This window comes from Sandaracinobacteroides saxicola (genome assembly GCF_014117445.1).
GTDB classification, from domain to species: domain Bacteria; phylum Pseudomonadota; class Alphaproteobacteria; order Sphingomonadales; family Sphingomonadaceae; genus Sandaracinobacteroides_A; species Sandaracinobacteroides_A saxicola.
Map to the genome: position 1 here is coordinate 2,043,028 of NZ_CP059851.1, position 20,790 is coordinate 2,063,817.

The following is a 20,790-nucleotide window of genomic DNA, read 5'->3' on the forward strand; positions in this document are numbered from 1 at the left end:
TGCCCCGCGAAGCGGAGAGCGGGGAGTCGAAGACGGCGCAAAGCGCCAGCGGCGACTCGCGCGTCAGCGCGGCGGGGGTGGGTGGAGGCGCGGTTACGCCGCCATCGCCCTCCGCGCCAGCGCACATTCGCTCCAGATGTCGCTCAAAGCCCGCACCAGCCGGTCCACATCATCGTCGCTGTGCACCGGCGACGGCGTGATCCGCAGCCGTTCCGTGCCCTTCGCCACCGTCGGATAGTTGATCGGCTGCACATAGATGCCGTGCTCGGCCAGCAGTCGGTCGCTGATCAGCTTGGCATGATGCGCGCTCCCCACCATCACCGGGATGATGTGGCTGTCATTGTCCATCATCGGAATGCCCACCGCCTCCAGCCGCCGCCGCACCTTGGCCACCCGCTCCTGGTGCCGCGCACGCTCCACGCCGCTCGCCTTCAGATGCCGGATGCTGGCGAGCGCGCCCGCCGCCACCGCCGGCGGCAGCGCGGTTGTAAAGATGAACCCGCTCGCGAAACTGCGCACGAAATCGCAGATGCTGGCAGACGCCGCGATATAGCCGCCGACCACGCCGAACGCCTTGCCCAGCGTCCCCTCGATCACCGTCAGCCGGTGCATGATCCCCTCACGCTCCGCCACGCCGCCGCCGCGCGGACCGTAAAGGCCCACGCCATGCACCTCGTCCAGATAGGTCATCGCCCCATGTTTGTCGGCCACGTCGCACAGCTCGGCGATCGGCGCGATGTCGCCGTCCATCGAATAGACGCTCTCGAACGCCACCAGCTTCGGCCGCGCCGGGTCCAGCGCGCTCAGTCGCCGGTCCAGGTCCTCCGGGCTGTTGTGGCGGAAAATCTGCCGCTCCGCCCGGCTGTGGCGAATCCCCTCGATCATCGAGGCATGGTTGCCCTCGTCGCTCAGCACCACGCACCCCGGCAGCCGCCCCGCCAGCGTCCCCAGCGCCGCCCAGTTGGAAACATAGCCGCTGGTGAACAGCAGTGCCGCCTCCTTGCCGTGCAGGTCCGCGAGTTCGCGCTCCAGCAGCACATGGCTGTGCGTCGTGCCGCTGATGTTGCGCGTGCCGCCGGCGCCCGCGCCGAACGCATCCAGCGCCTCGTGCATCGCCCCCACCACCGCGGGATGCTGCCCCATCCCCAGATAGTCGTTCGAGCACCACACCGTCACCTGCTCGGTCGCGTCCTCCACGAACCGCGTCGCGTGCGGATAGGCGCCGCGCTTGCGCTCCAGCTCCGCGAACACCCGGTAATTCCCGGCTTTGCGCAGCTCATCCAGCTGGACCTCGCAAAGGGCATCATAATCCATCATGCTTCTCCCGCTCATTCCTTGTTGTTCCATCATCACCAGGCCGGCGCCAGCCGCACCGTCGCGGGCAACCGGTTTTCCTTCACCGGCAACAGATAGAGCCGCGCGAACGCCGCTCCCGCCGCCGCCATGTTTCCGATCCGCGCCAGCGCGCCGCCCACACCGCCACGGGCCTTCGCCGCGGCGATGCCGTCGCTCGCCCGCCGCAACGCCTCCATGCCGGCCCGAAAGCGCGGATCATGATGGTTCAGCTCCAGCGGAAACACCTGCCGGCTGATCGTCGTGCAGATGTCGAACACCCGATAATCATAATCGGTCGGATCGACCCCCAGCGCCGCATGGAATTCCGGCCGCAGATGGTCGCGCACATACATGGTGGCATAGACCGACAGCAGGAAAAACCGCACCCACAGCCGGTTCACACCCGTCAGCAGCTTCGGATCGGCCCGCAGGATCAGCGCGAACGCCTCGCCATGGCGGAACTCGTCGTTGCACCACTGCTCGAACCAGTTGAAGATGGGATGGAACCGATATTCCGGATGCGCCGCCAATTGCCGGAAAATGGCGATGTAACGTGCATAGCCGATCTTCTCCGACAGATAGACCGCATAGAAAATGAACTTGGGCCGGAAATAGGTGTATTTCTTCGCCTTGGTCAGGAAACTCAGGTCGATCCCGATCCGCGCATCCTTCAGCGTGTCGTTGATGAAGCCCGCATGCCGGCTCTCGTCGCGCGCCAGCAGCTTGAACAGCCGCTTCATGTCCGGATTCTTCACCCGCCGCGCGATCTCGGCATAAAGGATGCAACCCGAAAACTCCGACGTCAGCGAACTCACCAGGAAATCGGTGAACTCCGCCTTCAACGCCGGCGGCAACCCCTCGATCACCCCGTCGAACGCCGCCGTCCGCTTGAAATGCCGCTTGTTCGGGTCGGCTTCCATCTCGGCCATCAGGCTTTCCCACTCGGCGCGCACCGGCGACACGTCGATCGCATCCATCGCCGCGAAATCGGTGGTATAGAAGCGCGGCGACAGCATCGTGTCCGTCCGCGCCATCGCGTTGGTATCGGGCACATCGACCCCAAGCGCGCGCTCCATCACAGCAGTCGTCATGCCAGCCTCCCCGGCGTAAAGCTCACATCATACAACTCGCCCATCTCGAAATGCCCCGTCACCCGCGTCAGCAACCGGTTCAGCGCCGTCGCCCGCTCGATCACCGCGTGCCGCCGCAGCACCCGATGCTCACCGGGCACCACCTCGATTGTTCCGCCCAGCACCCGTACCCGATCGCCGGCGCCGATCGCCGGCTCGCCGTCCAGCCGCACATGCGCCCCCAGATTCTCCGGCGAATGGTCGATCTCGATGGTGCACCCCACCGTCAGCCCGCGCTGCCACATCAGCCGGCTCACCGTTCCACCTCCAGCGCCTGGCTGGTGTAGAAACCGCTGGAAACCCGCGCCTGCCGGCCGTTCCGCAACCCCGCCGCCGCCAGCTGCCGCCGCAATCCCTCCACCCTCACCGGCTGGATCGCCGGCGCCCGGTCATCGCGCGGGAACAGCTTGCCCACCCCGTGCATCACGCTCAACAGCGGCGTCCTCGGCGCCACCGTCGCCACCACATGCGGCGCCCGTGCCGACAGCGCCCCCAGCGCCCGCGCAATGTCCGCCGCCGGGTAGTGAATCAGCGAATCCATCGCCACCACATGATCGAAGCCATCACCGCCCGCGGTCAGCATGTCCCCCACCAGCCACTCGATCCGCAGCCCTGCCCCTGAAGCCGAAGACGCCGCCCGCTCGCGCGCCAGGTCGATCAGCTGCCCCGACACGTCCACCGCCACCACCTGCGCCCCGCGCTGCGCCGCCGCCACCGCCAGCGCGCCCGTCCCGCACCCGGCATCCAGCAGCCGCGCCCCGCGCAGATCCTGCGGCAACCAGTCCAGCAGCAACGCGCGCATCCGGTCGCGTCCGGCGCGCACCGTCGCGCGAATGCGGCTCACCGGCGCGTCGCTGGTCAGCGCCGCCCATTGCGCGAACGCCGTGCGGTCGAAATAGGCGGTCAGCGCCTCCCGCGTCCGGCCATAGCTCGCGGTCGCGTCCATCACTCGAACCCCAGAAACTCGAAAATGTCGCGATCCTTCATCGGGTTCGCCTCCAGAGGCCGTGTACCCGCCCATAGCATCGCCGCCAGCCGTTTATACTCATTCCGCACGGCCTCGATTTCCGGCGTATCCTCCATCTCGAAAATCGTGCATTTCTTCAGCCGCGACCGCCGGATCGCGTCCAGGTCGGGAAAATGCGCCAGCCGCTCCAGCCCGGTCGCCCCGGCGAAGCGGTCGATCTCGTCGGTGTCGCGGCTGCGGTTCGCCACCACGCCGGCCAGCCGCACCTCGTAATTCTTGGACTTCGCCTTGATCGCTGCCACGATGCGGTTCATCGCGAAGATGCTGTCGAAATCATTCGCCGCCACCACCAGTGCCCGCTCGGCATATTGCAGCGGCGCCGCGAAACCGCCGCACACTACGTCGCCCAGCACGTCAAAGATAACGACGTCCGTGTCCTCCAGCAGATGGTGCTGCTTCAACAGCTTCACCGTCTGCCCCACCACATAGCCGCCACAGCCCGTCCCCGCCGGCGGCCCCCCGGCCTCCACGCACATCACCCCGTTGAAGCCCTCGAACATGTAATCCTCGGGGCGCAACTCCTCGTGGTGGAAGTCATTGGCTTCCAGCACGTCGATCACCGTCGGCATCAGCTTGCGGGTCAGCGTGAAGGTGCTGTCATGCTTGGGATCGCAGCCGATCTGCAACACCCGCTGCCCCAGCAGGCTGAACGCGGCGCTCAGGTTGCTGCTGGTCGTCGACTTGCCGATCCCGCCCTTGCCATAGACGGCGAACACCTTGGCACCGCCGATCTTCGCACCCGAGTCCAGCTTTACCTGAACACTGCCCTCGCCGTCTCCCGGCCGCTCCAGCGTCAACGTGCTCATTGTCCGTTCCTCATGAAATGCCTTCCAGCCGGTCTTCCAGCGCATCCGCCGCCGCGTGCAGCGCGGCAAGCGTCGCCGCATCCGGCGCCCAAAACTGCCGCTCGCTCGCCTCGATCAGGCGGTTGGCCACGCGGTTCGCCGCCGTCGGATTCAACGCCGCCAGCCGCTCCCGCATCCCCTCGTCCAGGATGAAGGTCTCGCTCAGCCGCTGATATACCCAGGGGCTGACCTGCCCCGTCGTGGCGCTCCACCCCAGCGTCGCCGTCACGCCGGTTTCGATCGCGTGCACGCCCTCGCCGCCATGCTTCAGCATCGGCTCATACCAGGCGGGGTTCAGCATCCGCGTCCGCGTTTCCAGCGCTACCTGCTCATTCAGGCTGCGCACCGTCCCCGCGCCTTGCGTCTGGTCACCGATATAGACGGGCGCCACCGCGCCGCCATGCCGCGCCACCGACCGCGAAATCCCGCCGAGCGTATCGACATATTGGTCCACGCTGGTCAGCCCCAGCTCGATGGATTCCAGATTCTGATAGGCCAGCTCCACCCCCGCCATCGCGCTGCCGAAAATCGCCGTCTGCCGCGCCGGTGCCCCCGTGCGGCCATAGGCAAAGCTCTTCTGCCGCTCGAACGCCACCGCCAGCTCGTCGGGATCGCTCCACAGGCTGGCATCGATCAGCCGGTTGACGTTCGCGCCATAACTCCCCTCGGCATTGCTGAATACCCGCAGCCCCGCCGTCTCCAGGTCGCAGCCATGTTTCGCCGCATGCGCCAGGCTGTGCTTGCGGATGAAGTTCCACTCCAGCGGCTCATCCGCCTGCGTCGCCAGCCACGCCGCCTCCGCCAGCACCCGCACCTGGAGGGGCAGCAGGTCGCGGAAAATGCCCGACAGCGCCGCCACCACATCCACCCGCGGCCGCCCCAGCTCCGCCAGCGGGATCAACTCCGCCCCGGCCATGCGCCCATAGCTGTCATGCCGCGGCCGCGCCCCCATCAGCGCCAGCGCCTGCGACAGCTGCGCCCCCTCGCTCTTCAGATTGTCGGTGCCCCACAGCACCATCGCCACCGTCTCCGGCATCCGGCCACTGTCCGCCCGCGCCCGTTCCAGCAGCCGCGTCGCCTGCGCCGCGCCATCGGCCAGCGCGAAGGCACTTGGAATGCGGAACGGGTCGAAGCCATGCAGGTTGCGCCCGGTCGGCAGCATCTCCGGATTGCGCGTCAGGTCGCCACCCACCGCCGGCGGCACGAATCCGCCATCCAGCGCCCGGATCAACGCCGGCAGTTCCGCATCCACCGCCAGCAGCGCCGCCGCCCGCTCCCGGTCCGCGTCCGCCGGCATCGCCGCCAGCATTTCCGCCCGCGCCGCTGCATCGGGCACGTCGCCCACCACATGTAGCCCCTGCGGGATCAGCGCGCGCTCCATCTCATAGATGCGCCCCGCCAGCGCCTCGATGTCGTCCACCTCCAGATCCACCGCCGCCGCCTGGTCGCGGATCACCTCCACCAGGTCATCGCGCTCCGGCGCTTGCCGATCCGTCCGCCGCCAGCGCTCCACGCTCGCCTTCAGCGCCTCGATGCCCGCCGTCAGCCCGGCGGCCGCCACCGGCGGGGTCAGGTAGCTTACCAGCGTCGCGCCACTGCGCCGCTTCGCCAGCATGCCTTCCGAAGGATTGTTCGCCGCATACAGGTAGATGTTCGGCACATCGCCGATCAGCCGCTCCGGCCAGCAGTCCGCGGACATCCCCGCCTGCTTGCCCGGCATGAATTCCAGGCTGCCATGCGTGCCGAAATGCAGCAGCGCGTCCGCGCCAAAGTCCTCCCGCAACCAGCGATAGAAGCTGCTGAACGCATGCGTCGGCGCGAACCGCCCTTCGAACAGCAATCGCACCGGATCGCCCTCATAGCCCAGGCCCGGCTGCAAGCCGACAAACACCTTGCCGAACATCGCCCCCAGCACATGCACATGCCGCGCATCAGCCTGCACCCGTCCCGGCGCCGGCCCCCACTCCGCCTCGATCGCCGAAAGATGCGGCTCCCGCGCCACGATGTCGTCCGCGCCCACCCGCGCATGCACATTGGCTTCCGCGCCGAACGTCGCCGCATTGCCGCGCAACACCCGCTCCCTCAGCGCCTCCACATCCGCCGGCAGTTCCACGTCATAGCCGGCATCGCGCATCGCCCGCAGCGTGTTGAAGGCCGATTCAAACACACTCAGGAACGCCGCGCTCCCCGCCGCCCCCGTCCCCGGCGGGAAGTTGAACAGCACCAGCGCCACGCGCCGTTCCGCCCGCGCCATGCGCCGCAGCGCCACCAGCTTCGCCACCTTCGCCGCCAGCGCCCCGGCCCGCTCCGGGCAGGCCCGCATCGCCCGCGCCGGGCCTTCGCTCTCGAACACGCAAGCGCGGGCGCAGCCGCCGCAGGCCACCCCCGCGCAATCGCTGCGTCCGCCGAACACATGCGGGTTGGTGGCCCCGTCCAGCTCGGGAATCGCCACCATCATCGTCGCCTCGACAGGCAGCAACCCCTGCCTGGACGCACCCCACGCCTCCAGCGTCTGGAACTCCAACGGATGCGCCGCGATCAGCGGCACATCCAGCTTGTCGAGCATCGCCGCCGCCGCCGCGCTGTCATTGTACGCCGGGCCGCCCACCAGGCTGAACCCGGTCAGGCTGACCATCGCATCCACCGTCGGCCGGCCATCCTTCACCAGAAACTTCTCGATCGCCGGCCGCGCGTCCAGCCCGCTGGCGAACACCGGCACCACCGCCAGCCCCTTCGCCTCCAGCGCCGCGATCACCCCGTCATAATGCGCCGCATCCTTCGCCAGGATGTAACTGCGCAGCAGGATCAACCCCACCCGGCCGGTCGCACCCCCCTTCACCGGCAGTGCCACCGGCAGCGCTTCGGCCCGGGCCGAAATCCGCCCCGGCAGCTTCGGATGGTAAACCCCCTCCTCCGGATATTCCACCGGCGCCGCCACGCGCAGCACGCCCCGCCATCCCTTGCGCGGCCCGTCGGCATAGCGATCCACCAGTGCCGCGATCATCGCGCCGGCATTGTCGTCCGACCCCGCCAGCCAATATTGCAGCGTCAGGAAATAGGCGCGCACATCCTGCGCCGGCCCCGGAATGAAGCGCAATATCTTCGGCAGCCGCCGCAGCATCGCCATCTGCCCCGCGCCACTGCTGGCGCCCGGCTTGCCGCTGCCACGCAGCTTCTTCAGCAGCGCCAGCGGGCCCTTCGCCGGCGCGTCCATCCGATACGCCCCCATCTTGGTCAGCCGCACCACCTCGCCGGCCGACATCAGCGCCACCATCGCGTCACAATCCGCCTGCCGCGCCTGCAGCTCCGGCAGGATCGCCCGGATATGATCCTCCAGGAAGAGCATCGTCACCAGGATGATGTCCGCCCGCGCCACATCGGCCTTGGCCTGCGCCAGCGCCGCCGCATCCTCCCAGTCCGCCGCCGCATGGAACCCCACCGTCAGCCCCGGATGCGTGCCGGCAAACCCCATCCGCGCCCGCTCGACCGCACCGGCCAGGTGATTGTCCAGCGTGACAATCACCACATGGCAGGGAGCGCGCTCACCGGGCATGATGCGCCTTCGCCTCATACAGCGTATCGAGCGTGATCACCCCCACCCCGCGATCCCGCGCATAGCTCTCGGTGTTCCGCCGCGCCTTCCCCCGTACGAAAAACGGAATCTTCAACAACTCCCGCTCCGCCTCGGCCGTCCACCCCCCCTCCCCTGGAACTAGGGAGACTTCGCCACCACTCCCCTCCCGTTCACCTTTGGTGGCCTTCGGCTCAGGGGAGGGGCCGGGGGTGGGGGAGTTCACTGCCTCACCTACCAAAGCCCCTCCCCCGCTCGCGGGGGAGGCGACTCGCGCCAGCGAGCGGGAGGGGGCCTCTCCACCAGAGCCAGCCCCCAGATGCGACGGCCCCACGCCATCATGAAACTCATGGTCCTCGCGGAACATCGTCAGCAGATGCTCCTCCAGCCCCATCACCAGCGGGTGGATGAGCGTATCGAACAGCACGTTCGCGCCCTCGAAACCCATCACCGGCGAATGCCGCGCCGGAAAATCCTGCACATGCACCGGCGCCGAAATCACCGCGCACGGGATCCGCAGCCGCTTGGCGATGTGCCGCTCCATCTGCGTCCCCAGCACCAGCTCGGGCTGCAAGGCCGCGATCGCGCTCTCCACCTGCAGATAATCGTCGCTGATCAGCGGCTCCACGCCATACAACGCCGCCGCCGTCCGCATCTCGCGCGCGAACTCGCGGTTGTAGCAGCCCAGGCCCACCACCTCGAACCCCAGCTCGTCGCGCGCCACCCGCGCCATGGCGATGGCATGCGTCGCATCGCCAAAGATGAACACCCGCTTGCCCGTCAGATAGGTCGAATCCACCGAATGGCTCCACCAGGGCAGGCGGCTTTCCTCCGGCCCCACCGGCGCCACGCCCGCCACCGCCGCCACCTCGGCGATGAACGCCGCCGTCGCGCCCTGGCCGATCGGCACCGTCCGCACCACCGGCTGCCGGAACGTCTTCTCCAGCCAGCGCGCCGCCGTATCCCCGGTCTCTGGGTACATCAGCACGTTGAAATCCGCCTCGCCCAGCCGCGCGATATCCTCCGGCCCAGCTCCCATCGGCGCCACCACCGCCACATCCACGCCCATCCGCGCCAGCAGCGCGCTCACTTCGCGCACATCATCGCGATGCCGGAACCCCAGCGCCGTCGGCCCTAGCAGATTCGCCCGCGGCCGCCGCCCTTCCATGGGCGCGCGCGTCACGGACTTGTCCGCCAGCCCCCGCACCATCGCGTAAAAGGTCTCCGCCGCCCCCCAATTCTCCTTGCGGCTGTAACTCGGCAGCTCCAGCGCGATCACCGGCATGCCCAGTCCCATCGCCGTCGCCAGCCCGCCGGGATCGTCCTGGATCAGCTCGGCGGTGCAGGACGCCCCCACCAGCATCGCCTTCGGCTGGAATCGCTCTGCAGCATCGCGCAGCGAGGCCTGGAAAATCCCCGCCGTGTCGCTCCCCAGGTCGCGCGCCTGAAAGGTCGTGAAACTCACCGGCGGGCGGTGCCCCCGCCGCTCGATCATCGTGAACAGCAGGTCGGCATAGGTATCGCCCTGCGGCGCATGCAGCACCAGATGCGTGTCGCGCATGCCGGTCACCACCCGCATCGCCCCCACATGCGGCGGTCCCTCATAGGTCCAGACCGTCAGCTGCATCAGACCCTCAGCATTTCACGCCGCCGCAGCGGCCGCGCGAACAATTCCGCCAGGTCGCCCGCCTGCTCAAAGCCATGCACGGGGCTGAACACCAGCTCGATCGACCATTTCGTCGTCAGCCCCTCCGCCTCCAGCGGGTTCGCCAGCCCCAGGCCGCACACCGTGATATCCGGCCGCTCCCTGCGCACCCGATCGAGCTGCCGGTCGACATCCTGCCCCTCGCTCAGCAAAACCCCGGCGGGCAACGCCGCCAGCTCGGCCGCCATGTGCTGTTTGTGAAGGTAGGGCGTCCCCACCTCCACCGGCACCATCCCCAGCTCGTTCGCCAGAAAGCGCGCCAGCGGAATCTCCAGCTGGCTGTCCGGCAGGAAGCTGATCCGCTTGCCCTGCAAAACCGTCCGCGCGCGCTCCAGCGCCCGCTTCGCCCGTTCCCGTCCCGGCGCCACCGCCCGCCGCAACGCCATCGGGTCGATGCCGAACGCGTCCGCCGCCGCGCCTGCCCAGGCGGTCGTTCCTTCGGCGCCGAACGGGAACAGCGCATCCACCCGCACCGCGCCGCGCCGCTCCAGCGCCGCCGCGGTCTCGCCCAGAAACGGCTGCGCCATCAAAAACCGCGTGCCCGCGCCCACCGGCGGCAGATCCATTGCCCGCCGCCCCGGCAGGCAGCGCACCACGGGAATGCCGATCTCCGCGAACAGCCGCAGGAACTGGTCCTCCACGATATCGGGCAGCGCCCCCACCAGCAGCAGTTGCGATACGTCGCCGGCCGGCATTTCCGGCACCAGCGCCGCCAAACAGGCATCCTCGCCCTGCGTGAAGGTCGTCTCGATGCCGCTGCCCGAATAGTTCAGCACGCGCACGGCACCACGGGCATTGGGCGTCCGGTCGAGCCGCTGCGCCGCCTTCGCCAGGTCCAGCTTGATCACCTCGGACGGGCAGCTTCCCACCAGGAACAAGGTGCGGATGTCCGGCCGCCGGTCCAGCAGCCGCCCCACCACCCGATCCAGCTCCTCATTGGCATCCGCCAGCCCCGCCAGATCGCGCTCCTCGATGATCGCGGTGGCGAAACGCGGCTCGGCAAAGATCATCACGCCCGCCGCCGATTGCAGCAGATGCGCGCAGGTCCGGCTGCCCACCACCAGGAAGAAAGCGTCCTGCATCTTGCGGTGCAACCACACGATGCCGGTCAGCCCGCAGAACACCTCGCGCTGCCCGCGCTCCTTCAGCACCGGCGCGCGTATGGCCGTCATCGGGCCCTCCTGCACCTGCACCGTCGCCATGGGCATTTCGCGCTCCCAACCGCCTCAGCACATGCTAAGGCCGCGCGCCGCCAAGTGTCAAATCATCTTTACGTCAATCACCCCTTACACTCACTCGGCCGCCATGGCGGGTTTTAGCGACTGCGCCACCCGCCACAATTTCTCCGGCGTCGCCGGCATTTCCACCTGCACGCCGTCCAGCGCGTCGATGATCGCGTTCATGATGCTCGGCATCGCGCCGATGGTCCCGGCCTCGCCGCAACCCTTGGCGCCCAGCAAGTTGGTGGGGCTCACCGTCGGCAGATTGTCGAACCCGATATGGTTCGGCATGTCGTCCGCCCGCGGCAGGCCATAGTCCATGAAGCTTCCGCTCAGCAGCTGGCCATTGTCGTCATAGACGACATTCTCCAGCACCGCCTGCCCGAGCCCCTGCGCCACGCCACCATGGATCTGTCCCAGCAGCAGCAGCGGGTTCACGATCGTGCCGAAATCATCGCACAGGCTGTACCGCTTCACCGCGATCACCCCCGTCTCGGGGTCCAGCTCCACCTCCGCCACATGGCAACCGTTGGGGAAGGTCGGCTTGGGGATTGCCTGCTTGTAATGCGTCCGGCCGTCCAAGGCGCCGGGATGCTGCGCCGCCAGGTCCGCCAGGCTCACCGTCCGGTTGCTGCCGCGCGCCCGGAACAGCCCGCCATCATAGTCCACCTCATCGCCCAGGTCCGCCTTCGCCAGCTCGATGCCGCGTGCCACCACATCGTCGGACGCCTGCTGGCAGGCGCTGCCGCCCACCGCCATGCTGCGCGATCCGCCGGTGCCGTTGCCGCGCTCCAGCCGGTCACTGTCGCCCTGCACGATCCGCACCTGCGCCATCGGAATGCCCAGCCGCTCGCTCACCACCTGGGCATAGACCGTCTCATGCCCCTGCCCGTTGCTCTGCGTCCCCACCGCCACATCCACCATGCCGTCGGCATGCACCTTCACATCGACATGCTCGTCCGGATTGCCGCCACCGGCGATCTCGACATAATAGGCCAGGCCGCGCCCATAGCGCTTGCCGCGCCGCGCGGCCTCCGCCTTGCGCGCCGGAAAACCGGCCCAGTCGGCATTGTCCAGCGCCCGCTGCAACACCGCCGGAAAATCGCCGATGTCGAACTCCAGCCCCAGGCCGTTGGCATGCGGCAGCTCAGCAGGCGTCAGCAGGTTGCGCCGGCGGATTTCGTCCACCTCGATCCCCAGCTCCCGCGCCGCCGCCTCGATCAGCCGCTCCATGACATAGGCGCTCTCCGGCCGCCCCGCCCCGCGATAGGCATCAACGGGCGCGGTGTTGGTCATCACGCCATGCACCCGGTTGTGGATCGCCGGAATGCGATACACGCCGCCCATGATCCGCCCGCCGGCCATCGTCTGGATGGCCGGGCCATATTGCGCCTGATAGGCGCCCAGGTCGCTCCACGTCTCCACCGTCAGCCCGGTAATGCGCCCCTCGCCGTCGAACCCCAGCGCCGCGTCGCTCACCATCGCCCGGCCGTGCGTGTCGGTCTGGAAAGCGTCGCCGCGCTCCCCCGTCCACTTCACCGGCCGGCCCAGCGCTTTCGCCGCGTGCAGCACCAGCGCATATTCGGCATAGATGAAGGTCTTCATCCCGAACCCGCCGCCGACATCGCCGGTCAGGATGTGCAGCTGCTCCGGCGGGCACTTCATCACCGCGCCCGCCAGCATCGCCCGCATGCCCGCCACGCCCTGGCTGCCGACATGCAGCGTCCAGCGCGCACCGTCCCATTGCCCGACGGCGGCACGCACCTCCATGCTGGTCGGCGCCACCCGGTTCTGCACGACCCGCAACCGCGTCACATGCTTCGATGCCGCCACTGCTGCCGCCGCCGGTGCCGCCTCGCCCGCGTCCCAGGTGAACACCACATTGCTCGTGCCCCAGATCGCCGGCGCGCCCTCGGCGATCGCCGCCTCGATGCTCGCCACCACCGGCAGCTCGTCATAGTCCACGACAATCGCATCCGCCCCGGCGCGCGCCGCCTCGCGGCTCTCCGCCACCACGAATGCCACCCCGTCCCCCACGAACCGCGCCCGCTCGCCCGCCAGGATCGCCCGCGGTGTTTTCAGTTCGCCCGACAGCGGCACCAGGCAGGGAATCTCGCCATAGCCGGCCATGTCCGCCGCCGTGTAAATCGCCACCACGCCAGGCACGTCCATCGCCGCGTCGGTGTCGATGGAAACGATCCGGGCGTGCGCATGCGGCGACCGCAACGTCACGCCATAAAGCTGCCCGTGAAACTGCACATCATCAGTGAAACGCCCGGCGCCGGTCAGCAACCGCGCATCCTCCACCCGCACCACCGACTTGCCCACACCACTGTCGCCGAACTTCATGATGCGCTCCTCAAACAGGCCACGAGACCGCTCTTATAGTCCGGAAAGCGCAACCGATAGCCCAGCATTCCCGTCAGGCGGCCATTCGCCACACGCCGCCGCTCGGTCCAGAAGCCAAGCGCCATCGGGCTCAACCCCGCCTCATCCAGTGGCAGCAGCGGCGGCAGCGGCGACCCCAGCAACCCGCAGGCAAACTCGGTCACCGCGCGCGGCTCCGCCGGCAAGTCATCCGCCACATTCACCACACCCCTGAAATCGCGTTTCATGGATGCAACCACCGCCCCCGCGATATCCGCCACATGCACCCGGCTGAAAACATGCCCCGGCCGGTTCACTCGCCGCGCCGTGCCCTCCCGCACCGCCTCGATGGCACTCCGCCCCGGACCATAGATTCCCGGCAACCGGAACACCGTCGCCCCCAACGCCTGCCAGTCCGCATCCGCCGCACTCCGCGCCGTCCGACGCCCGGTCCCCACCGCTGCGCTTTCATCCACCCAGGCCCCGCCGCAATCGCCATAGACTCCGGTCGAACTCAGATAACCCGTCCACCCCCGCCGCGCGCGAAGGGCCGCGCCGAACCGCGCCAGCACCGGATCGCCCTCCGCCCACGGCGGCACGCTCGACAGCAGAAAGTCCGCCTCCGCCACCAGCCCCGCCACCGCGGCTTCATCGAACCCGATCACATCGGCGGACGCCGCCCGCCGCACCCCCACCACCTCAAGGCCCGCTGCCTCTGCCGCCCGCCCGATCCACGCGCCGCTGTATCCCATTCCCACTATGCACAGCCGCATCATCCGCTTCCCTTCACCGCCCTCCTTCCGTCATCGGCGGGCAAAGGCAAGCGATGCGGCGCGCTTTCCCGCGCGCAGCGTCAATAGCTGAACCGCAGCGTCAGCCGCACATCCCGGCCACTCAAGGGCGCATAATCCTTCAGGAAACTCGCGTGCCGTCGCGCTTCCACATCGAAAATATTGTTCGCGCTCAACAACAAGGTCGTCCGGTTGCCATCGAACGGCCGCCAGCTCGCACTGGCATTCACCAGCGTGAACCCTTGCGTTTCCGTCTCGAACGCCGTCACCCGTCGCTGCGCCCCCACATGCTCCACCTCAGCCCGTACGCTCCACCGGTCGGCAACCGCCTCCAGCCCGCCCAGCAGGCGATAGGGCGGAATGCGCGGCGCCGGTCCCACGTCCAGCACCTCCGCATGCACATAATCCCCCAGCACATCGGCATTGATCGCCGCGGTTCCCAGCTGCGCCAGCGTCACCGACAGCTCGCCTTCCACGCCATAGTAACGGGCGCGTGCCTGCCGATACAGGAACACCGGCAGGTCGTCCTCGACCTCGCCGGTCGCATCCTCATAGATATAGTTGCTGAACCGGTTCCAGAAGGCGGAGGCCTCGAACCGGTATCCCGTGCCCTTGCCGCGCAGCACCGCTTCCACGCCGGTGCTGCGCTCGGTCTCGAACGCCGGATTGCCGATCTCGAACGCCTGGGTGCCGGCGTGCGGGCCGTTGGCGAACAATTCCTCGCCGGCGGGCGCCCGTTCGCTGCGTGACAGGTTCACCCCCAGGCGCCAGCCCTCCATCAGTCCCACGCTCAGCCCCGCCGAACCGGACAAGGCATCGAAGGTCCGCCGCACGTTCAGGCTGTTGGCGCTCGCCGTGGTGCGCTCATAGCGACCGCCGAACTCCGCCTTCACCCCGCCGAAGTCCAGCTCCTGCAAGGTAAACAGCCCGAACTGCACCGTCTCGTTGCGCGGTACGAAGGCCTCGTCCCCGACCGCCTCGAAATCGCGGATGAACAACTGCACGCCGCTCGCCCCGCGCCAGATGCCGCGCTCCGCCTGCACCAGCTCCAGCCGGCCCTCCAACCCCTTGTTCAGGAAGGTCGTGCCGATCGCCCCCTCGGGATCGATCTCGCTGTGCCGGTAATCGGCAAAGCCGAAGCGGAACTTCACCCGTTCGATGAAGCCGCCCGTCTCCACCTCGGCACGCGCATCCACCCGCGTCTGCCGCATCTTCAACCGCACCTCCTCGGCCTCGGCGTCGGGCTCGACACCGAACCGGATCGGCACACCATAGAGCGAATCATAGTGGCTGACGGTGAACCCCGCGTTGCCGCTGTCGCCCACGAACGAAAGCCCACCCGCCACATCCCAGGTCCGGGCCGCCGTGTTCGGCACCCGCCCGCGCAGTGTCGCCAAGTCGTCCAGCCCGTTCGCCGCCGCCTGCGCCCGCAACGCCGGCGACAGCACGAACCCGCCCACCCGCAGGTCGCCGGTCTTCAGGTAACTGCCATCGACATGCGCCACCAACGTGGCCGACAGCGGCACATCCACCGACAGCCCGCCGCTGCGCTCCTCCGCCGCGCTGCCATAGGTGGCCTGGCCATCCACATGGACCGCCTCGCGCGGCACCTCGCGCGGGATGCGCTTGTCGGTCACATTCACCACGCCGCCGATGGCCGCGCTGCCATAGAGCAGGCTCGCCGGGCCCCTGATCACCTCCACCCGGTCCGCCAGCAGCGGGTTGATCACCACCGCATGATCGACACTGGTGTTGGAGACATCGAAACTGCCGATGCCATCGGTCAGCACGCGGATCCGTTCCCCCTGGAACCCGCGCAGTACGGGGCGCGAGGCATTGGGGCCGAAACTGGTCGAGGACACCCCCGGCTGCCGCGCCAGCGTGTCACCGATGGTCGGCCGGATCGCCGCCAGCAATTGCGTTCCGGTCAACACGCTGACGCCCGACAGCAGGTCGGCGCGATCCCGCAGATAGGGTGCCGTCACGATGATGTCCGCCGGTGCATCCTCGTGCAACGATGGCGGCGCCTCCTCCGCCAACGCCGGACCCGCCAACAACAACAACATCCCGAACAGGTTACGCATCGCCACTCCGATCTTGCAATCGGAGAGTGATAATATCACATGACGCGAATTTTCAACCCCTATTCCGCGGTACGCTCGCGATATTGCTGTCGCATGGCGTCCAGCGGCACCAGCTTGCCGCGTTGTTCCAGATGCCAGAAGGTCCAGCCGTTGCAGCTCGGCGCCCCCTGCGCCGCCGCACCCACCCGGTGGATCGAGCCACTGTCCCGCCCCAGTTGCAGCGACCCATCGGCCCGCACCCGCGCCCGATAGCGCCGCTTCAGGTCGGTCAGTACCGTGCCCGGCGTCACCATTCCCATCTCCACCAGCGCCCCGAACGGCACCTTCGGCGCCGCGCGCGCGCTCATCGTCGCCTCCAGGTCGGCGGTGTCCATCGGTTCCACCGCCGCGATGCGCTCCGCCGCCACGGCGGCATAGCCGGCGTCGCGCTCGATCCCGATCCAGTTGCGCCGCATCCGCCTGGCGACCGCCCCCGTCGTGCCACTGCCCAGGAACGGGTCCAATACCACGCCATCCACCTCGGTGCAGGCCAGCAGCACGCGATACAGCAGGCTCTCCGGCTTCTGCGTCGGATGCGCCTTCACCCCGTCCAGCTTCACCCGCTCCGCGCCCGAACAGATCGGCAGCACCCAGTCGGAGCGCATCTGCAGGTCCTCGTTCAGCGCCTTCATCGCCCGATAGTTGAAGCGATAGCGCGCCTCGGGCGTCTTCGCCGCCCAGATCAGCGTCTCATGTGCATTGGTGAACCGCGTGCCCTTGAAATTCGGCATCGGATTGGCCTTGCGCCAGACGATATCGTTCAGGATCCAATATCCCAGGTCCTGCACCGCGGCGCCCACCCGAAAGATATTGTGGTAACTGCCGATCACCCACAGCGCGCCATCATCCTTCAGCACCCGCCGCGCCGCCCGCAGCCAGTCGCGGGTAAAGCGATCATAGTCGGCAAAACTGTCGAACCGGTCCCAATCGTCCGTCACGGCGTCCACCATGCTGCCGTCGGGCCGCCGCAGATCACCCCCCAGTTGCAAATTGTACGGCGGATCGGCGAACACCAGGTCCACCGATTTTTCCGGCAGCGCGTCCATCGCCGCCACGCAATCGCCCATGATGATCCTGTTCAGCATAAATCCCCCGTTGGTCGGGGAGCTTGCTGAATCATCACGGATTCCCTCGTCAAGTCATGGATTTATGACGATATCCTCAAAGCCGGACTCATCACCGCGACAATCACCACAGATTGAGTCCGCCACGGATCGCAACCGCAACAGCTTGTGCTGTTGCGCAAAAGACTCACCCGCCCAACAGTTTCGCGACCGGCGCGAAACCCCGCCGGTGCAACGTACAAACCCCCAGTCGCGCCAGCGCCGCCGCATGCTCCGCCGTGCCATAGCCCTTGTGCCGGGCGAAGCCATAGCCCGGGAAATCCGCGTCCAGCGCACGCATCATCGCGTCGCGCGCCACCTTCGCCACGATGCTCGCCGCCCCGATCGCCGGGCAGCGCGCATCGCCCCCCACCATCGTCTCCGCGGGCACCCCGAAATCCGGCGCCCGGTTGCCGTCCACCCGCACCAGCGCCGGCCGCACCGGCAAAGCCGCCACCGCCCGCCGCATCGCCAGAAAGGTCGCCCCCTGAATGTTCAACGCCTCGATCTCCTCGACCAACGCCACCCCCACCCCCACATGCGCCACCGCGCGGATCAGCGGCACCAACGTCTCGCGGCGCGCGGCGCTCAGCGCCTTGCTGTCCCCCACCCCCTCCGGCACGCCCCCCCAAAACACCACCGCCCCCGCCACCACCGGCCCGCACCAAGCCCCCCTGCCCGCCTCGTCAACGCCCGCCACCCGAAGCAAGGACAAATCCACACCCCTCCCGTTCACGGGGAGCCGAAGACGAGGCAAAGCGTCGGCGGCGACCCGCGCCCCAACGTGAGCGGGGTGGGGGACCCCGCGTCACGCACAGGCACCGCCCGCCTCACCCAACCCCCATCCAAACCCCAGCGGTCCATGCCCCGCCCCCAGCCCCGGCGCCGCCAGGATCGCCCGCCGCACAAATGCACGGCCCCGCGCCACCGCCGCCTCCAGCGCCATCCCCTGCGCCAGACCCACCGCCACCGCGCTCGCCAGCGTGCAGCCGGTGCCATGCGTGTGCCGGCTGGCGATACGTACCCCGTCATACCGCAGCTGCCCCCCCCGCCACACCAGCCAGTCGCTCAGGGCATCGCCGTCCAGATGCCCGCCCTTGGCGAGCACCGCGCGCGGCCCCGCCTCCAGCAGCTCCTGCGCCGCCAGCAGCATGTCGGCCTCGTCCGCCACCTCCGTGCCCGTCAGCGCCACCAGTTCCGGCACGTTCGGCGTCACCAGCGCCGCCAATGGCAACAAGCGCTCCACCATCGCGCCCACCGCTTCCTCCGCCAGCAGCACCGCCCCCCCCTTCGCCACCATCACCGGATCGAGCACCACCGGCACCCGCACCCCGTCCAGGACATCCGCCACGGCACGGATGGTCGCCGCATCCCCCAGCATCCCCAGCTTCACGACATCGGCGCCGATATCCTCCAGCACCGCGCGCATCTGTGCCACGATCACATCGACCGGCACGGCATGCACCGCCTGCACCCCCCGCGTGTTCTGCACCGTCACCGCCGTCACCGCGCTGGCGGCGTAACCCCCCAACAGCGTCACCGTCTTGATATCCGCCTGGATGCCCGCCCCACCGCCGGAGTCGGAGCCAGCGACAATCAGGACCCGCGCGATGGTCACCGAAACATGTCTTCCACCCGTTGCCGCCCATGCGCCACGCGCAGCACCACCAGCACCCCGTCCCGAACCACAAAGGCGAAGCGGTGCGCCTTGTAGCGCCCCATCCGAACACCGGGCCGCAAATCCTCTCGCGGCGTGCACAAACCCGGTTGCGCCGCCGCGCGTTCCATCGCTGCCATCAACGCGTCGACATAGGCGATGGCCTCATCCCGCTGCCAGGGATCGAAAAAGCGCTCGACGATCCGCTGCAAATCACTCCGCGCTACTCGCGTCAGGCGAAACGCCGATGATGGCGTCACGCCGCCGCACAACCGCGCGCCCGCGCTTCAATATGCTCGCGAAGCTCCGCAAAGGCCTTCGCACCATCGATCGTCTGGTCATCGGCAAGCGCCGCATCAATTGCACGTCGCCAGGCATCCGCGTCACCATCGTACTGGCGCTCCCGCCAATATTCCAGCGCTTCCACCATCACCTCATCGGCTGCCGCATAACGGCCCGCCGCCACCGCCTTCTCCACGGCCTGCGCCAGATCCTCCGGCGCCACAAAGCTCATTCGCTGCTCCATCATGCCCTCATACCACCGCCCGCACCGCCGCACAAACCGCCTCGACGCTCGCCCTCACCTGTGCTGCATCCTCCCCCTCCGCCATCACCCGGATCAACGGCTCGGTGCCGGACTTGCGGATCAGCAACCGGCCATTGCCCGCCAGCTTCCCTTCCTCCGCCGCGATCGCCGCCTGCACGCCCGCATCCTCCAGCGGCGCGCCCTTGGCATAGCGGACATTCTTCAACAGCTGCGGAAACGGCTTGAACCGGTTCAGCGCCTTCGATGCCGGCTCGCCCGTCTCCACCAGCACCGCCAGCACCTGCAACGCCGCCACCAGGCCATCGCCCGTGGTGCCATGATCGGTCATGATCAGATGGCCGGACTGTTCGCCCCCCACATTGAACCCGCCCTCGCGCATCATCTCCAGCACATAGCGGTCGCCCACCTTCGCCCGCGCCAGCGTCAACCCCAGCGTCTGAAGATAGCGCTCCAGCCCCATGTTGGACATCACCGTCGCCACGATGCCGCCGCCGCGCAGCGTGCCCGCCGCATGGCCGCTCGCCGCCATCACCGCCATCAGCTGGTCGCCGTCGACCGTCGCGCCCTTCTCATCCACCACGATCAATCGGTCGGCATCGCCGTCCAGCGCGATGCCCACGTCCGCCCGCGCCTCCTTCACCCGCGCCGCCAGGGTCGCCGGGTGCGTCGACCCGACGCCGTCGTTGATGTTGAAGCCGTTCGGCTCCACCCCCAGCTTGATGACCTCGGCGCCCAGCTCCCACAGCGCCTCCGGCGCCACGCGATAGGCGGCGCCATGCGCACAGTCGATCACCACCCGCAGCCCGTCCAGGCGCAGCGCTTCCGGAAAGGTCGATTTGGCATGGTGGATATAGCGCCCGCGCGCATCGTCGATCCGCCGCGCCCGGCCGATCGCCGCCGGCTCCGCCAGCGTCACCGGTCCCTCCAGCCGCGCCTCGATCGCCGCCTCGTCCGCGTCCGACAGCTTGTAACCGTCCGGACCGAACAGCTTGATGCCATTGTCCTGATAGGGGTTGTGGCTGGCACTGATCATCACCCCCAGGTCGGCCCGCATGCTGCGCGTCAGCATGGCGACCGCCGGCGTCGGCATCGGCCCCACCTGCACCACGTCCATCCCCACGCTGGTGAAGCCCGCGGTCAGCGCCTGCTCCATCATGTAACCGCTCAACCGCGTGTCCTTGCCGATCAGCACCCGGTGCTTGTGGCCCCCGTTCAGGAAATGCGCGCCCGCCGCCTGCCCCACCCGCATCACCATCTCGGGCGTCATCGCGCCCTGGTTGGTCAGGCCCCTGATCCCGTCCGTGCCGAAATATTTGCGTGCCATTCCCGTCCTCACATGCCTATGACACCGCCCTACACGCGCACCCGC

17 protein-coding genes are annotated in these 20,790 nt (G+C 68.4%); all 17 read right to left on the minus strand.

Features of this window, described 5'->3' with window-relative positions; genetic code table 11:
* Nucleotides 1–93: 93 nt before the first annotated feature.
* The 17 genes from hemA to glmM all read right to left on the minus strand — a co-directional run bounded on the left by hemA (nt 94) and on the right by glmM (nt 20,745).
* On the minus strand, nt 94–1,314 hold the full coding sequence (gene hemA / locus H3309_RS10300) for a 5-aminolevulinate synthase (protein ID WP_182298663.1): 1,221 nt from the start codon (nt 1,312–1,314) through the stop codon (nt 94–96).
* A 35-nt stretch (nt 1,315–1,349) separates the two neighbouring features.
* On the minus strand, nt 1,350–2,426 hold the full coding sequence (gene acsF / locus H3309_RS10305; protein ID WP_243453686.1) for a magnesium-protoporphyrin IX monomethyl ester (oxidative) cyclase: 1,077 nt from the start codon (nt 2,424–2,426) through the stop codon (nt 1,350–1,352).
* Nucleotides 2,423–2,722 (minus strand): hypothetical protein, encoded by a 300-nt coding sequence (locus tag H3309_RS10310; RefSeq protein ID WP_243453687.1) that lies wholly within the window; start codon nt 2,720–2,722, stop codon nt 2,423–2,425. The genes acsF and H3309_RS10310 overlap by 4 nt, the downstream gene beginning before the upstream one ends.
* Complete coding sequence (bchM, locus tag H3309_RS10315) at nt 2,719–3,411, minus strand: magnesium protoporphyrin IX methyltransferase (RefSeq protein WP_182294635.1); 693 nt, start codon at nt 3,409–3,411, stop codon at nt 2,719–2,721. The genes H3309_RS10310 and bchM overlap by 4 nt, the downstream gene beginning before the upstream one ends.
* Nucleotides 3,411–4,298: a ferredoxin:protochlorophyllide reductase (ATP-dependent) iron-sulfur ATP-binding protein gene (bchL, locus tag H3309_RS10320; protein ID WP_182294636.1), complete on the minus strand. Its 888-nt coding sequence runs from the start codon at nt 4,296–4,298 to the stop codon at nt 3,411–3,413. Before bchL ends, bchM begins: the two co-directional genes overlap by 1 nt.
* A gap of 10 nt (nt 4,299–4,308) precedes the next feature.
* Complete coding sequence (locus H3309_RS10325) at nt 4,309–7,890, minus strand: magnesium chelatase subunit H (protein WP_207791492.1); 3,582 nt, start codon at nt 7,888–7,890, stop codon at nt 4,309–4,311.
* Nucleotides 7,880–9,535, minus strand: a complete 1,656-nt coding sequence (gene bchB / locus H3309_RS10330) for a ferredoxin:protochlorophyllide reductase (ATP-dependent) subunit B (RefSeq protein WP_182294638.1) — start codon at nt 9,533–9,535, stop codon at nt 7,880–7,882. Before bchB ends, H3309_RS10325 begins: the two co-directional genes overlap by 11 nt.
* A complete protein-coding gene (locus H3309_RS10335; RefSeq protein WP_243453688.1) occupies nt 9,535–10,785 on the minus strand; it encodes a ferredoxin:protochlorophyllide reductase (ATP-dependent) subunit N in 1,251 nt (416 codons plus the stop codon). Before H3309_RS10335 ends, bchB begins: the two co-directional genes overlap by 1 nt.
* 120 nt (nt 10,786–10,905) lie before the next feature.
* Nucleotides 10,906–13,182: a xanthine dehydrogenase family protein molybdopterin-binding subunit gene (locus tag H3309_RS10340; RefSeq protein WP_182294639.1), complete on the minus strand. Its 2,277-nt coding sequence runs from the start codon at nt 13,180–13,182 to the stop codon at nt 10,906–10,908.
* Nucleotides 13,179–13,976 (minus strand): Rossmann-fold NAD(P)-binding domain-containing protein, encoded by a 798-nt coding sequence (locus H3309_RS10345; protein ID WP_182294640.1) that lies wholly within the window; start codon nt 13,974–13,976, stop codon nt 13,179–13,181. The genes H3309_RS10340 and H3309_RS10345 overlap by 4 nt, the downstream gene beginning before the upstream one ends.
* Nucleotides 13,977–14,053: 77 nt before the next feature.
* A complete protein-coding gene (locus H3309_RS10350; RefSeq protein ID WP_182294641.1) occupies nt 14,054–16,075 on the minus strand; it encodes a TonB-dependent receptor in 2,022 nt (673 codons plus the stop codon).
* Nucleotides 16,076–16,134: 59 nt separating this feature from the next.
* Nucleotides 16,135–17,199, minus strand: a complete 1,065-nt coding sequence (locus tag H3309_RS10355) for a site-specific DNA-methyltransferase (protein WP_182294642.1) — start codon at nt 17,197–17,199, stop codon at nt 16,135–16,137.
* Nucleotides 17,200–17,365: 166 nt separating this feature from the next.
* A complete protein-coding gene (locus H3309_RS10360; protein WP_243453689.1) occupies nt 17,366–17,938 on the minus strand; it encodes a ribonuclease HII in 573 nt (190 codons plus the stop codon).
* A gap of 87 nt (nt 17,939–18,025) precedes the next feature.
* Complete coding sequence (gene thiD, locus H3309_RS10365) at nt 18,026–18,835, minus strand: bifunctional hydroxymethylpyrimidine kinase/phosphomethylpyrimidine kinase (RefSeq protein ID WP_182294644.1); 810 nt, start codon at nt 18,833–18,835, stop codon at nt 18,026–18,028.
* Nucleotides 18,832–19,134: a type II toxin-antitoxin system RelE/ParE family toxin gene (locus tag H3309_RS10370; RefSeq protein WP_182294645.1), complete on the minus strand. Its 303-nt coding sequence runs from the start codon at nt 19,132–19,134 to the stop codon at nt 18,832–18,834. The genes thiD and H3309_RS10370 overlap by 4 nt, the downstream gene beginning before the upstream one ends.
* Complete coding sequence (locus H3309_RS10375; RefSeq protein WP_182294646.1) at nt 19,131–19,388, minus strand: type II toxin-antitoxin system ParD family antitoxin; 258 nt, start codon at nt 19,386–19,388, stop codon at nt 19,131–19,133. Before H3309_RS10375 ends, H3309_RS10370 begins: the two co-directional genes overlap by 4 nt.
* A gap of 19 nt (nt 19,389–19,407) precedes the next feature.
* Nucleotides 19,408–20,745, minus strand: a complete 1,338-nt coding sequence (gene glmM / locus H3309_RS10380; protein ID WP_182294647.1) for a phosphoglucosamine mutase — start codon at nt 20,743–20,745, stop codon at nt 19,408–19,410.
* Nucleotides 20,746–20,790: the final 45 nt, after the last annotated feature.

What these genes read in the sequence shown, in the direction of transcription:
- H3309_RS10355 (WP_182294642.1), bottom strand. Translation starts at nt 17,199, where the DNA reads ATGCTGAACAGGATCATCATGGGCGATTGCGTGGCGGCGATGGACGCG.
- bchB (WP_182294638.1), bottom strand. Translation starts at nt 9,535, where the DNA reads ATGCAGCTGACGGTCTGGACCTATGAGGGACCGCCGCATGTGGGGGCG.
- H3309_RS10335 (WP_243453688.1), bottom strand. Translation starts at nt 10,785, where the DNA reads ATGACGGCCATACGCGCGCCGGTGCTGAAGGAGCGCGGGCAGCGCGAG.
- glmM (WP_182294647.1), bottom strand. Translation starts at nt 20,745, where the DNA reads ATGGCACGCAAATATTTCGGCACGGACGGGATCAGGGGCCTGACCAAC.
- H3309_RS10325 (WP_207791492.1), bottom strand. Translation starts at nt 7,890, where the DNA reads ATGCCCGGTGAGCGCGCTCCCTGCCATGTGGTGATTGTCACGCTGGAC.
- H3309_RS10340 (WP_182294639.1), bottom strand. Translation starts at nt 13,182, where the DNA reads ATGAAGTTCGGCGACAGTGGTGTGGGCAAGTCGGTGGTGCGGGTGGAG.
- H3309_RS10375 (WP_182294646.1), bottom strand. Translation starts at nt 19,388, where the DNA reads ATGAGCTTTGTGGCGCCGGAGGATCTGGCGCAGGCCGTGGAGAAGGCG.
- hemA (WP_182298663.1), bottom strand. Translation starts at nt 1,314, where the DNA reads ATGGATTATGATGCCCTTTGCGAGGTCCAGCTGGATGAGCTGCGCAAA.
- acsF (WP_243453686.1), bottom strand. Translation starts at nt 2,426, where the DNA reads ATGACGACTGCTGTGATGGAGCGCGCGCTTGGGGTCGATGTGCCCGAT.
- bchM (WP_182294635.1), bottom strand. Translation starts at nt 3,411, where the DNA reads ATGGACGCGACCGCGAGCTATGGCCGGACGCGGGAGGCGCTGACCGCC.
- bchL (WP_182294636.1), bottom strand. Translation starts at nt 4,298, where the DNA reads ATGAGCACGTTGACGCTGGAGCGGCCGGGAGACGGCGAGGGCAGTGTT.
- H3309_RS10345 (WP_182294640.1), bottom strand. Translation starts at nt 13,976, where the DNA reads ATGATGCGGCTGTGCATAGTGGGAATGGGATACAGCGGCGCGTGGATC.
- H3309_RS10350 (WP_182294641.1), bottom strand. Translation starts at nt 16,075, where the DNA reads ATGCGTAACCTGTTCGGGATGTTGTTGTTGTTGGCGGGTCCGGCGTTG.